10 protein-coding genes and 1 tRNA gene are annotated in these 14,215 nt (G+C 43.2%); all 11 read right to left on the bottom strand.

Translation table 11 applies throughout. The features are described 5' to 3' along the window. Positions 1-55: 55 nt before the first annotated feature. The 11 genes from RT422_RS00350 to RT422_RS00300 all read right to left on the bottom strand — a co-directional run bounded on the left by RT422_RS00350 (position 56) and on the right by RT422_RS00300 (position 14,134). Entirely contained in the window at positions 56-574 is a 519-nt protein-coding gene (locus RT422_RS00350) for a DUF6586 family protein (protein ID WP_007116392.1), read from the bottom strand. Positions 575-660: 86 nt separating this feature from the next. After that, positions 661-4,893: a DNA-directed RNA polymerase subunit beta' gene (gene rpoC, locus RT422_RS00345; RefSeq protein WP_313420800.1), complete on the bottom strand. Its 4,233-nt coding sequence runs from the start codon at positions 4,891-4,893 to the stop codon at positions 661-663. 143 nt (positions 4,894-5,036) lie between these two features. Continuing rightward, positions 5,037-9,155 carry a DNA-directed RNA polymerase subunit beta gene (gene rpoB / locus RT422_RS00340; protein WP_313420798.1) on the bottom strand — a complete coding sequence of 1,373 codons (4,119 nt, stop codon included), beginning with the start codon at positions 9,153-9,155 and terminating at the stop codon, positions 5,037-5,039. A gap of 537 nt (positions 9,156-9,692) precedes the next feature. After that, on the bottom strand, positions 9,693-10,064 hold the full coding sequence (gene rplL, locus RT422_RS00335; protein WP_007116395.1) for a 50S ribosomal protein L7/L12: 372 nt from the start codon (positions 10,062-10,064) through the stop codon (positions 9,693-9,695). 69 nt (positions 10,065-10,133) lie between these two features. Continuing rightward, positions 10,134-10,637 (bottom strand): 50S ribosomal protein L10, encoded by a 504-nt coding sequence (rplJ, locus tag RT422_RS00330; RefSeq protein ID WP_201664582.1) that lies wholly within the window; start codon positions 10,635-10,637, stop codon positions 10,134-10,136. A 278-nt stretch (positions 10,638-10,915) separates the two neighbouring features. After that, positions 10,916-11,614 (bottom strand): 50S ribosomal protein L1, encoded by a 699-nt coding sequence (rplA, locus tag RT422_RS00325; protein WP_138018877.1) that lies wholly within the window; start codon positions 11,612-11,614, stop codon positions 10,916-10,918. Then, positions 11,615-12,046 (bottom strand): 50S ribosomal protein L11, encoded by a 432-nt coding sequence (gene rplK, locus RT422_RS00320; protein ID WP_007116398.1) that lies wholly within the window; start codon positions 12,044-12,046, stop codon positions 11,615-11,617. Between the two features lie 215 nt (positions 12,047-12,261). Continuing rightward, positions 12,262-12,792 carry a transcription termination/antitermination protein NusG gene (nusG, locus tag RT422_RS00315; protein ID WP_007116399.1) on the bottom strand — a complete coding sequence of 177 codons (531 nt, stop codon included), beginning with the start codon at positions 12,790-12,792 and terminating at the stop codon, positions 12,262-12,264. A 139-nt stretch (positions 12,793-12,931) separates the two neighbouring features. After that, the gene (gene secE, locus RT422_RS00310) at positions 12,932-13,399 is read right to left on the bottom strand and encodes a preprotein translocase subunit SecE (RefSeq protein WP_138018876.1); all 468 of its coding nucleotides are present in this window, start codon (positions 13,397-13,399) and stop codon (positions 12,932-12,934) included. A gap of 73 nt (positions 13,400-13,472) precedes the next feature. After that, a tRNA-Trp gene (locus RT422_RS00305) sits at positions 13,473-13,548 on the bottom strand. A gap of 73 nt (positions 13,549-13,621) precedes the next feature. Then, positions 13,622-14,134 carry a DUF2726 domain-containing protein gene (locus tag RT422_RS00300; RefSeq protein WP_313420795.1) on the bottom strand — a complete coding sequence of 171 codons (513 nt, stop codon included), beginning with the start codon at positions 14,132-14,134 and terminating at the stop codon, positions 13,622-13,624. Positions 14,135-14,215: the final 81 nt, after the last annotated feature.

Below are 14,215 nucleotides of genomic sequence, written 5' to 3'. Positions count from 1 at the left end.
ATAAGTATTAATGAGATAAGTAACAAGGTGATAAATACCAAAATTGATTAAACGATTAAAACTCAATCATCCCTTCTCGCAAACTATCAATGGTATCTACCAAATCGCCACGCCATTGGCGAATCATATCGACTGAAATATTGGTACTTGATGGACTTGCCATAACATCAATCACTGGCAGTTTAGCATTTTTGTTGCTTTCATCACTCTCATTGCCGAGGTTTTGGGGCACAGGTTTATAGATAATCTGCTGCCATGCTTTTTCGATATCACCCAAATAATCATTAGCTAATAGTTGCTTTAACCGCATCACTTCAGGTGATACTTGGGTTTTAGCCTCCAATGCATCACTAATTGATTGCAGACTCGGGTTTGGCATAGTTAAATTATAATAGCGCGCTACTTCTTGTAAAAATGCCAAATAGCCGCCGTACAAATGCATGAGCGCACTTTCAATATGTGCTTCCTGTAATTGCCCTTTTGGCGTCTGTTCAGCTTGCTGACAATAAATTCGGCAAAAATACATTTTTTGATTAGTTCTATCTGCTTGATAACGTGCAACACGACCTGCCATATTGTTTCCTTAGACATTTGATACGGCTATTTTGATGAAAAAAAAGGCCAGTTGCAAGCACCGGCCTTTTTATGACTAATTAACGATTATTTTGCATCTTGGCTATTAAACTCTTCAGCAAATTTGTCTTCAAATGACATTGACGCAGGCTCCATGTTTTCGGGAAACAAGGTGTCTAGTGCTTCTAGCTGCTGATTTTCAGTAGCTTCTGTGGCGGTGGTTTTACCGCTCTCTAGACGCTGGGCATGGTAAGCTAAACCAGTACCTGATGGTACCAAGCGACCGACAACCACGTTTTCTTTTAGACCACGTAAGTCATCAATCTTGCCAGTAACTGCTGCCGCCGTCAATACGCGCGTTGTCTCTTGGAATGACGCCGCAGAAATAAAGCTTTCAGTTGCCAATGACGCCTTGGTGATACCGAGCAATAAACGGTCAAACTTGACTGGGAATTTGTTTTCTTCGTCGAGTTTTTTGTTCATGGCGACGATATCAGCGTATTCAGCTTGGTCACCTTTGAAGTAGCTTGAGTCACCGCCATCGGTAACTTCAACTTTACGTAGCATCTGACGAATAATCACTTCAATATGCTTGTCGTTGATTTTTACCCCTTGTAAGCGGTAAACGTCTTGTACTTCATTGACGATGTAGTTGGCAAGCTCAGTTTCACCTTTTAAGCGTAAAATATCGTGTGGGTTTTGCGGACCATCGGCAATCACCTCGCCACGCTCAACACGTTCACCCTCAAACACGTTGATTTGACGCCATTTTGGAATCAACTCTTCATGCACTTCGCCATCATCATTGGTAATGATAAAGCGGTTTTTACCTTTGGTGTCTTTACCAAAGCTTACTGTACCACTCATTTCTGCCATAATCGCATGATCTTTTGGACGACGCGCTTCAAATAAGTCAGCAACACGTGGTAGACCACCGGTAATATCTTTGGTACCTGATGATTCTTGTGGTACACGACCTAAAATCGAACCTGTTGTTACCTCATCGCCTTCACGCACACGAATGATCGTTTGCTGTGGTAAGAAATACACCACTTCTTTACCCTCTTTGGTATCAAGGATAATCGCAGGACGTAAATCTTTACCCGAGCTTGGGCGGTCTTTGGTCGCCAAGATTTCGTATGAGCTCATACCTGTTGCTTCATCGATTTTCATGGTGGCGGTTAAGCCATCGGTGATTTCGCTAAAGCGTGCGGTACCTGATACCTCGGTAATGATTGGATGGGTATGTGGATCCCATTTACCAATGGTTTGACCTGGGGTAACTTCGGTACCATCAGCCACTAAAATTGAAGAACCATACGGTGCTTTATAGCGCTCACGCTCACGGCCTAATTCATCAGTAATACTAATTTCTGCAGAGCGAGAAACTACCACCAAATGACCATCGGCATGGCTTACAGATTTCAAGTTTTGGAAGCGAACCGTACCGCCTTTATTAACCTGAATGCTGTTTTCCACGGCTGCGGCACTCGCGGCACCACCCACGTGGAAGGTACGCATGGTAAGCTGAGTACCTGGCTCACCGATTGATTGCGCTGCCATGACACCCACAGACTCACCAATATTGACGCGGTGACCACGTGCTAAGTCACGACCATAACATTGTGAACAGACGCCATGTGGCACTTCACAAGTAATCACTGAACGTACCCAAACTTCGTCAATACCATGTTCATCAAGAACTTTTACCCAATGCTCATCAAGCAAGGTACCTAATGGAATGGCTAGTTCGCCTGTTTTATTTGACATCACATCTTTAGCAGTGACTCGGCCCAGCACTCGGTCAGCCAATTGCTCAATGATTTCACCACCCTCAATGTGTGGCTTCATCAAGATACCTTTATCAGTACCACAATCAGGCTGGGTGATAACCAAATCTTGCGCAACGTCAACCAAGCGACGGGTTAAGTAACCTGAGTTTGCGGTTTTGAGTGCCGTATCTGCTAGACCTTTACGGGCACCGTGCGTCGAGATAAAGTACTGTAAAACGCTTAAGCCTTCACGGAAGTTGGCTTTAATTGGGGTTTCAATAATCGAGCCGTCTGGTTTTGCCATCAGACCACGCATACCTGCCAATTGACGAATCTGTGCGGCACTACCACGCGCCCCTGAATCCGACATGATATAAATCGAGTTAAACGATTTTTCTTTTTCCGTTTCACCTTGGCTGTTGACAACGGTATCTTGTGACAAGTTATCCATCATCGCTTTGGCGATTTGGTCATTGGTACGTGACCAAATATCAATGACTTTGTTATAGCGTTCACCCGCGGTCACAAAGCCTTGTTCAAACTGGCTTTCAATCTCACGAACTTCTGCATCAGCCGCTTCGATGATTTTGTTTTTGGTAGGTGGAATTAGCATATCTTCCATACCAATGGATACACCTGACAACGTCGCTTGGGCAAAACCCAAATACATCAATTGGTCAGCAAACATGACGCTGTCTTTCACGCCCATTTTGCGGTAGCAAGAATTGATAAGGCGAGCGATGTTTTTCTTAGTCATCTCTTTGTTGACTTCGTCAAAGCTCATACCTTTTGGGGTGATATTCCAAATCAAACAGCGACCCGCAACGGTATCAACCATTTTGGTAACGGTATTGGCATTGCCTTCTTCGTCATACGTGGTTTCTTCAATACGTACTTTAATTTTGGCATTGACGCTTAAATCACCGGTGCCTAGCGCGCGATACACTTCTTTCACGTTTGAGAAAGTCATGTTTTCGCCTTTGGCATTAATGTGTGAACGGCTGATGTAGTACAACCCCAATACAACGTCTTGTGATGGCGTGATGATTGGCTCACCATTGGCAGGTGACAAGATGTTGTTGGTTGACATCATCAAGGCACGCGCTTCAAGCTGGGCCTCCAAAGTTAACGGTACGTGTACCGCCATTTGGTCACCATCAAAGTCGGCGTTGAACGCGCTACAAACTAGGGGATGTAGCTGAATCGCTTTACCTTCAATCAGTACAGGCTCAAATGCTTGTAAGCCCAAACGATGGAGGGTCGGTGCACGGTTTAGTAGCACTGGGTGTTCACGAATCACGCTGGCAAGCATATCCCACACTGCCGGTTCTTCACGTTCAACCATTTTCTTAGCGGCTTTGATAGTGGTCGCGATGCCATTTTGCAAAAGCTTGGCATAAGTAAATGGTTTGAACAGCTCAAGTGCCATTTTTTTAGGCAAGCCACATTGGTGTAGACGCAGGTATGGACCCACGGTAATGACCGAACGACCTGAATAGTCGACACGTTTACCCAGTAAGTTTTGACGGAAACGACCTTGTTTACCTTTAATCATGTCAGCTAAAGATTTCAATGGACGTTTGTTGCTACCGGTAATCGCACGACCGCGGCGACCGTTGTCAAGCAGCGCATCCACTGACTCTTGCAACATACGTTTTTCATTACGCACAATAATGTCAGGCGCATTGAGCTCCAACAAGCGTTTTAAACGGTTGTTACGGTTAATGACGCGGCGATATAAGTCATTTAAGTCTGAAGTGGCAAAACGACCCCCTTCAAGCGGTACCAATGGACGCAAATCGGGTGGTAATACAGGTAATACGGTCATTACCATCCACTCAGGCTTATTGTTTGAATCACGGAATGACTCAAGCAATTTTAGGCGTTTTGACATTTTTTTAAGTTTGGTTTCTGAACCCGTGTTAGGAATTTCTTCACGTAACTGGTCGATTTCCAAATCCACGTCAATATCGCGCAGCAAGTCTTGAACCGCTTCAGCACCCATTTTTGCGGTGAATTCATCACCAAACTCTTCAAGTGCTTTGAAGTAATCTTCATCATCGAGCAACTGATATTTTTCAAGGGTAGTTAACCCTGGGTCAGTCACGACATAGCTTTCAAAATACAATACGCGCTCGATATCACGCAAAGTCATATCAAGTAGTAGACCAATACGGCTTGGTAATGATTTTAAGAACCAAATATGCGCGACTGGGCTTGCCAGCTCAATGTGACCCATACGCTCGCGGCGTACTTTGGCGGCGGTCACTTCAACGCCACATTTTTCACAGATCACGCCTTGGAATTTACGGCGTTTGTATTTACCACACAAGCATTCGTAGTCTTTAACAGGTCCAAAAATTTTGGCACAAAAAAGACCATCACGTTCTGGTTTGAAAGTACGATAGTTGATGGTTTCAGGCTTTTTAACTTCCCCATGCGACCAAGATTTGATGGTGTCAGGTGAGGCAAGAGAAATTTGAATGCTGTCGAACTCTTGGTTACCAGAGTCGGCAGGGCTTTTCATGATGTCTAATAAGTCTTTCAAACTGCTTCTCCATCGATTAAATTGAAAGCCGATACAGATTGACTTTCAATTTAAGGTTAATTTTTATTCGTTTGTCATTAACAAGGTAAACTATTGAGTTTGAGTATGGTGACGTTTAAAGCCGCCATACTCACCATCATGGCTTAGTTTTTACTTTTGCTATGATCTTTTAACTCAATGTTAATACCCAATGACTTAATCTCTTTGGTCAATACGTTGAACGATTCTGGCATACCGGCTGACATGCTTTGTTCACCATCGACGATGTTTTTGTACATGCGGGTACGACCTTCCACGTCATCGGATTTCACCGTCAACATCTCTTGCAATGTATAAGCAGCACCGTAAGCTTCAAGTGCCCACACTTCCATCTCACCGAAGCGCTGACCACCAAACTGGGCTTTACCACCCAATGGCTGCTGGGTAACCAGTGAGTAAGAACCTGTTGAACGTGCGTGCATTTTGTCGTCAACCAAGTGGTTGAGTTTGAGCATGTACATATAACCTACGGTCACCGGACGATCAAACTGTTGACCGGTACGACCATCAAACAATACTTGCTGACCTGAGGTTGGCATACCCGCTAATTCTAGCAAGCCTTTGATTTGCTGTTCTTTAGCGCCATCAAATACTGCGGTACCCATTGGTACGCCCGCACGTAGATTTTTTGACATGGCAATGATTTCGTCATCACTGATGCTACCTAAGTCCACTTGCTCGCCGCCAATTTGGTTATAGATTTTGTCTAAGAAATCACGTAACTCAGCAACTGCCGCTTGTTGTTTGATCATCTCGTCAATTTTGATACCCAAACCACGTGCTGCACCGCCTAAGTGAGTTTCTAGAATCTGACCGACATTCATACGCGATGGTACGCCTAGTGGGTTTAGTACTATATCCACTGGGTTGCCGTTTTCATCGTATGGCATATCTTCAATCGGCATGATACGTGATACCACCCCTTTGTTACCATGACGACCTGCCATTTTATCACCGGGCTGAATACGACGTTTCACGGCCAAGTACACTTTGACGATTTTTTGCACGCCATGCGTTAAGTCATCACCTGCCGTTAATTTGCGTTTTTTCTCAGTGAATTTTTCATCGATTTCTTTTTGTTTATCGGTTAAGAAATCACCAATTTGTGATAAACGCTCTGCGGTATCTTCTTGGGTTGGCTGAATATCAAGCAATGTTTCAAGCGACATATCTTGCATTGAGTCTTCACTCAACACCGTACCTGATTTTAAGCCCGCGCCACCACTGACAGTTTGACCGTCAAGCAATGAAATAATGCGACCACGTGCCGCGTTTTCAAAGATACGCAATTCTTCTTTTAAGTCTTTACGATAGCTATCAAGCTGGGCTTTTTCGATAGCTTGCGCACGGCTGTCTTTTTCTACGCCATCACGGGTAAAGACTTGGACGTCAATTACCGTACCTTTGGTAGAAGAAGGAACGCGTAACGACGTATCTTTAACGTCAGCGGCTTTTTCGCCGAAAATTGCACGAAGTAGTTTTTCTTCAGGAGTGAGCTGGGTTTCACCTTTTGGTGTCACTTTACCCACTAAGATATCGCCACCTTGCACTTCCGCACCAATATAGACAATACCTGCTTCATCCAAATTAGCTAGGGCTGCTTCACCCACGTTTGGAATATCGGCAGTGATTTCTTCTGTACCCAATTTGGTATCACGCGCCACACAGGTTAATTCTTGGATGTGAATGGTGGTAAAACGATCTTCTTTAACCACACGCTCAGATAACAAAATCGAGTCTTCGAAGTTGTAACCGTTCCAAGGCATGAACGCCACACGCATGTTTTGACCCAATGCCAACTCACCCAAATCGGTTGATGGACCATCAGCCAAGATATCCCCACGCGCAATGACATCACCTTGATTAACGATAATGCGTTGGTTGATACAGGTATTTTGGTTTGAACGGGTGTATTTGATTAAGTTGTAGATATCAATGCCCGCTTCGCCCGCTTGCATTTCATCTTCATTCACTTTTACAACGACACGGCTCGCATCCACGTCCATAATGACGCCGCCACGTTTGGCAGTCACACACACACCTGAATCACGGGCAACGTGACGCTCCATACCAGTACCAACCAGTGGTTTGTCAGAACGTAAAGTAGGTACCGCTTGGCGCTGCATGTTTGAACCCATCAAAGCACGGTTGGCATCGTCATGTTCCAAGAATGGAATCAAACTTGCTGCCACAGACACAACCTGACGCGGTGACACGTCCATATGGGTCACTTTCTCTGGTGCCATACGTACAAATTCACCATAGTTACGCACAGAGACATAATCTTCTGTCAACTGACCGTTTTCATCAATCGGCGAATCCGCTTGTGCAATCACAGTGCCTACTTCTTCAATCGCTGATAGATATTCGATTTCATCCGTCACTTTACCGTCAACTACTTTACGATACGGAGTCTCTAAAAAACCAAATTCATTGGTTTTAGCGTAGACGGCTAGAGAATTAATCAGACCGATGTTTGGACCCTCAGGGGTTTCAATCGGACACACACGACCGTAATGGGTTTGGTGTACGTCACGGACTTCAAAGCCTGCACGTTCACGTGTTAAACCACCTGGACCTAAGGCAGAAACACGACGCTTATGGGTGATTTCTGACAATGGGTTGTTTTGGTCCATGAACTGTGACAATTGTGATGAACCAAAGAACTCTTTAATGGCGGCTGCCACAGGTTTTGAGTTGATTAAATCTTGTGGCGATAAGTTATCTGTTTCAGCTGAGCTTAAACGCTCTTTAACAGCACGCTCGACACGGACTAGACCCACGCGAAATTGATTTTCTGTCATCTCACCGACTGAACGGACACGGCGGTTACCTAAATGGTCAATATCGTCCACTACCCCACGACCATCACGAATTTCAATCAACATTTTTAATACGTCAATAATATCGTCGTTGGTCAATACACTGCGTTCACGCTGCACATCAGGGTCATTGGTTGGCTCATAGACACGGCCCAAACGACGGTTGAACTTCATGCGACCGACATTTGATAAATCATAGCGGTCCGCGTTAAAAAACATTGATTCAAACAGTTTTTCAGCCGTATCGAGTGTTGGTGGCTCACCTGGACGCATCACTTTGTAGATTTCGATCAACGCTTCTTCACGGCTCATCGCGGTATCCGCGCGCAGTGTATCGGCAATATATGAACCATGATCGATATCGTTAGTGAATAAAATATCAAATTCTTTAATGTCGTTATTGCTGATTTTAACCAAGGTCTCGTGATCGAGCAATTGGTTAGCACGTGCAATGACTTCATCATCCACAATAATATCTTGTGCCAAAATACGCTCATACAAGTATTCATCAGGCACAGGCAGTTTAGTCATACCGGCTTGTTCGATTTTACGAATCGCGCGCGCGTTGATACGTTTGCCTTGTTCGACAATCACTTCGCCATCCGGTGAAACGATTTCAAACTGCGCCATTTCACCGCGTAAACGGTCAGTGACAAGATCGATTTCAAATTGCTCATCACCTTTATAAACGTGGGTTTTTTCATAAAACGCATCTAAAATTTGTTGCGTATTCATCCCAATGGCATGCAAAATCACCGTTGCCAATAATTTACGGCGGCGGTCAATACGAGCAAACACCAAGTCTTTGGCATCAAATTCAAAGTCTAACCATGAACCACGGTAAGGAATAATACGGGCGTTATACAGCACTTTACCACTTGAATGTGATTTGCCTTTGTCATGGTCAAAGAATACGCCTGGTGAACGGTGTAATTGCGATACGATGACACGCTCAGTACCATTAATCACAAAAGTACCGTTTTCAGTCATCAATGGGATTTCACCCATATAGACGCTTTGCTCACGGATATCTTTAATTGCCGCTTTAGCATCTTTGTCTTTAACATCTTTGTCTTTGATAACCAAACGGATTTTGACACGTAATGGTGCGGCATAGGTTGAACCACGTAAAATACATTCGCGCACATCAAACTCTGGTGTACCTAGATAGTATTCGACAAATTGTAGCTCGGCATTGCCAGTATGGCTTTCAATAGGGAAAATAGAATTAAAAGCGGCTTGTAAACCAATGTTTTCCCGACCTTTTGGCTTTTTATTTTCTTGCAAAAATTGCTCATATGAGTCAACTTGGATGGCCAATAAGTATGGCACGTCCATGACGGTGGGCAACTTTGCAAAACTTTTACGAATGCGTTTTTTTTCAGTATACGAGTATGCCATTAAAAGTCCTTAAACATTCAAAGCGTTAATGCCTACCCATCTATCAATACTTCAGTGCACTGATATCGCTGTGCACTGATAAAGCCGCAAATCACCACATTTCCTGTTAGGAAATTAAATTTTTTGCGCATTTATCAACGATGGAATCTATTTTTAAAAGATTTTATGACCCAATCCCTACAGTCTTAAGTCACCAACTTAAATCCAACTTCCTAACGGAAATCTTAAAACCTTGCTCAATCAGCGGATAAGTTAATCATCACAGGATGGAGAACCTAATCGGCGATATAATATAAAATCGATACAAACAAAAACTGTAGAGACGACAAAAAGCCAAACACCTTTGGGGTATTTAGCTAAAGTTTTTTACGCATTACCAGACTTTCTAACTTGCATGGAACAATTCTGTCCTTGGTGCGTGTGCCATCTTATGTTCAATCAGACACGAAAGGTCAAGAGAATGATTATAATAAAAAAAAGCCATTATTGCAAGTGCAATAATGGCTTTTTGAAGGTTAGAGAACTTAAGTGCGAGAATTATTTCAATTCTACTGATGCGCCCGCTTCTTCTAATTTTTTCTTCAATTCTTCAGCTTCAGCTTTCGCTACGCCTTCTTTAACTGTTTGTGGTGCGCCTTCAACTAGGTCTTTAGCTTCTTTTAAGCCCAAGCCAGTGATTTCGCGAACTGCTTTAATAACAGCTACTTTCTTGTCGCCAGCACCAGTTAATACAACGGTAAAGTCGTCTTTTTCTTCTGCTGCAGGCGCGTCACCGGCAGCTGCAGGTGCTGCTGCTAGTGCAGCGGCTGATACGCCAAATTTTTCTTCCATTGCAGAGATAAGATCTACAATTTCCATTACTGATTTTTCAGCGATTGCATCAAGAATTTCTTGGTTAGTTAATGCCATGATGTGTGTTCCTAAATAAGTGAATTTGGTTTAAAAAATGCTAAGCGTAGTTAAGTTTACTTAAATAAATTAAGCGGCTTCGCCTTGCATTTTGTCGCGTAATGCTGCCAAAGTACGAACAAATTTGCCTGCAGCGGCTTCTTTCATCGTACCCATTAAGCGCGCAATCGCTTCGTCGTAAGTTGGTAAGCTTGCTAAACGATCGATATCTTTAGCAGCGATAAACTCGCCTTCAAAAGCTGCACCTTTAATTTCAAACTTATCGTTTGTTTTAGCAAATTCTTTGAACAAACGTGCCGCAGCACCCGGATGTTCAGTTGAGAATGCGATAAGTGTTGGACCTACAAATACGTCATTTAACACAGTGTAGTTAGTGTCTTCTAACGCACGACGTAATAAAGTATTACGCACGATACGCATATCAACACCCGCTGCACGAGCTTCTTTACGCAGTTGGGTCATTTTACCTACTGTTACGCCACGAGCATCGGCAACAACAGCAGAAAGGGCACCTTTGGCAGATTCACTTACTTCAGCAACAATCGCTTGTTTGTCTTGAAGATTTAATGCCATGGGTTGTCTCCATATTATCAGTTACCTAGTTATGATTAACTTAGGGCACCAATAAACCTAGTTAATATAATAAGTCAAAGAACAACTTATTATCACTCCGATACGGTGGCAGTCAATGGTAAATTAAACTGCCATCCCGTCTGCGTAGGCTGTGAAAAACTTTCACAATTAAACTATTTATGATTAAACCAATAGAACCTACGGTCTTAGACAGCACAACCCGTTTGTGCTGAACTAAATTTAAAATATATTAAAAATCTACCATCAAGCGTGATAGCTTAGGCATTACGATAAGGTACTGGATCTAAATTGATACCAGGGCCCATCGTGCTTGATAGAGTGATTTTCTTGATATAAATACCTTTTGAGGTCGCAGGTTTTGCTTTTTTCAAATCAGCGATTAATGCAGACGCATTTTGCTCGATTTGTTCAGCACTAAAACCTACTTGACCAATCGTGGTATGGATAATACCCGCTTTATCAACACGGTAAGTTGCCTGACCCGCTTTGGTATTTTTAACCGCTTCAGCAACATTAGGGGTAACTGTACCTACTTTAGGGTTTGGCATTAAGCCACGTGGACCTAAAATTGTACCTAATTGACCAACAACGCGCATTGCATCAGGAGACGCAATCACAACATCAAAGTCCATGTTGCCCGCTTTGATGCTTTCTGCTAGGTCTTCAAAACCTACGATATCAGCACCCGCTTCTTTTGCTGCATCCGCTGCTGCACCTTGTGCAAACACGGCAACGCGTTTGGTTTTACCGGTACCTGCAGGCAGGTTAGTAGCACCACGAACCACTTGGTCAGATTTACGTGGGTCAACGCCTAGATTGATAGCAATATCGATTGACTCTTTGAATTTTGCTGGTGGTAATTTGTTTAGGATTTCCACCGCTTCAGCCAATGTGTATTGTTTGTTCGCATCATAGCTTTCAGCGATTGCTTTTTGACGTTTAGTTAGTTTAGCCATTTACACGCCCTCCACGTCAATACCCATTGAGCGAGCAGTACCCGCCAATGTGCGAACCGCAGATTCTAAGTCAGCAGCAGTTAAGTCAGCATTTTTAGTGTTAGCAATTTCTTCTAACTGTGCGCGGTTGACTTTACCTACTTTAGTTTTGTTCGGTACGCCTGAACCTTTAGCAGCACCTGCAGCTTTGCGAATTAAGAACGCCGCTGGTGGTGACTTCATGATGAAGGTGAACGATTTGTCGTTGTAAACAGTGATTTCAACAGGAACAGGTAGACCTGGTTCCATGCTAGAAGTAGCTGCGTTGAACTCTTTACAGAATGCCATGATGTTCACACCTTTTTGACCCAATGCTGGACCGATAGGTGGTGATGGATTAGCTTTACCAGCTGGCACTTGTAGTTTGATGTAACCATCAATCTTTTTAGCCATGATAGACTCCTGTTATGGGTAATAGCGCTAGACTCCCATTCATCGAATGGCTATCTGGCTCCCCGGGTGATATTGTCAATCTTGCAGACAACAGAAAAAAATAAAGTGCCATATTATAAGCGAATTTTTACTTAGGTAAAGCAAAAATTGCTAAATTTGGCACTTAGTTACAATTTTAGGGCTAAAAACCCATGAAAAAGACAAACTATCAAATACTAGTTAATTTTTTCTACTTGTTTAAACTCTAGCTCAACCGGGGTTGGACGGTTAAAGACATTGACGGTCAACTGTAAGCGTGATTTTTCGTAATCCACTTTTTCCACCAAGCCTCTAAACTCGGTAAACGGCCCATCGATGACCAATACTTCTTCACCTGGCTCAAACAAGGTTTTTGGACGCGGTTTGTTTTCGTTGGTATTTAAACGATTTAAAATGGTATCGGCTTCTTTTGGGGTAATCGGCGCAGGATTTTCTGGCGTACCGCCAATAAAGCCCATCACACGTGGACAGTCTTTAACTAAGTGCCATGTATTGTCGTTCATATCCATTTCAATCAATACGTAACCTGGGAAGAATTTACGCTCAGATTTGCGTTTTTTGCCATCCCGCATTTCGATAACTTCTTCGGTTGGGACGAGTACTTGACCAAACGATTCTTTATATTCGCTGCGATTGATACGTTCAATCAATGAACGCTGCACTTGTTTTTCAAAGCCTGAAAATGCTTGTACGATATACCAACGCATGGATAATCTTCCTCTAATTCATTGCTAAACACATCGCCTACTATACCAAATATGAGCAATGCAGGTAAAATATTGATATTGCTAGATAGATAAAAACCCACAGATGTGGGTCAAATAAAAGGGTTTGGCTAAATTTTTGCTATTGACCAATGACGTATTGAATCAATTGGCTAAATACGGTATCTAATAACCACACGATAAAGGCTAATATCCCAGCCACTACTGCAACTTGCCAAGTGTATTCAAGGGTTTCTTGTTTGGTCGGCCAAGTCACACGGCGCAATTCAACGCGAGAATCTTGCAACAGTGTTTTAAAAGCACTGCCTTGGTTGGTCAATGCCAGTGCCAATAATGCAGCAATGATTAGTCCAGCAATAACAGCCACGCGCGTCCATAAACTGCTAGCGGGTTGCCAATATGCGGGTAAATATTGATTAACTAAAGTTGCGCTGATTAATGCGACAAAAGCAAAAATCCACAGGGCAAAATCTTTAGGGGAGTGTCGTTTGGCAATCTCAATAGCAGCAGGTTCGTGGACAACCACTTTTTCACCAGACATCCTTTTGCCATTGAGCTCTGCTAGTTTGTTCTCTAGCATTTGTTTCATAAGGCTGCCCTGTCTATCATTAAAACGTATTTTATTATTAGAATACAGCGTACACGCTAACCTAACTAAAATGTGGCAGGCGATGAGGGACTCGAACCCCCAACATTCGGTTTTGGAGACCGACGCTCTACCAATTGAACTAATCGCCTATGTTGAGTTTGAGTATTATAGCGAGTTTTTTTTTGAATGCAACACTTTCTATAGTTTTTTGCGATTTTAATCTTACCCTATCACTGCTAAGATTTTACGGCGTAAAAGCGCAGCGTCCGGCATGGCTTCCCCATTGATTCGTAGTATCGGAATACCTGCACTCAACAGCGCTTTGTCTTTTTTTTCATCTTGCTGCTGACGGCGGCGAGTGTTATGCGTCCAGTCGTCTAATTCAATTGCCAATAGTACGGTTTGCTTGTCTTGATCAACCAGCACATAGTCAACACTCATACGACAAATACGATTAAACCAAAAGCCTTGGTCAGTATCGTCATCGTCATTTGGCATGATAATACGCGATAGCTGTACTTGCCCAAAAATAATCAGCTCAGGCACTGCTTGCTGCAAGCGATTAAAAAATATCACTTCGGTCGGCGTCATGATTGGCATCGGCTCAAACGGCCATACCGCTAATTCATCTCCCCGAACGGGCTTAATAACCTCTTGACGGCTACTACCACTACTGCGAAAGGCAAACACTAACAGGATAAACAACACAAACGCTAACACTAAAAAAATTGTCACACTAACCACACACTCATATCTATAGGATAATTACCACAAGGGAGCATTATTCCTCTATTGGGTGATTTTCACAAGCACATA

Source organism: Moraxella sp. CTOTU49803, assembly GCF_032097965.1.
Classification (GTDB): domain Bacteria; phylum Pseudomonadota; class Gammaproteobacteria; order Pseudomonadales; family Moraxellaceae; genus Faucicola; species Faucicola tetraodonis.
The sequence above is the reverse complement of the archived record's forward strand: the minus strand, read 5'-3'. Positions and strand labels throughout refer to the sequence as shown.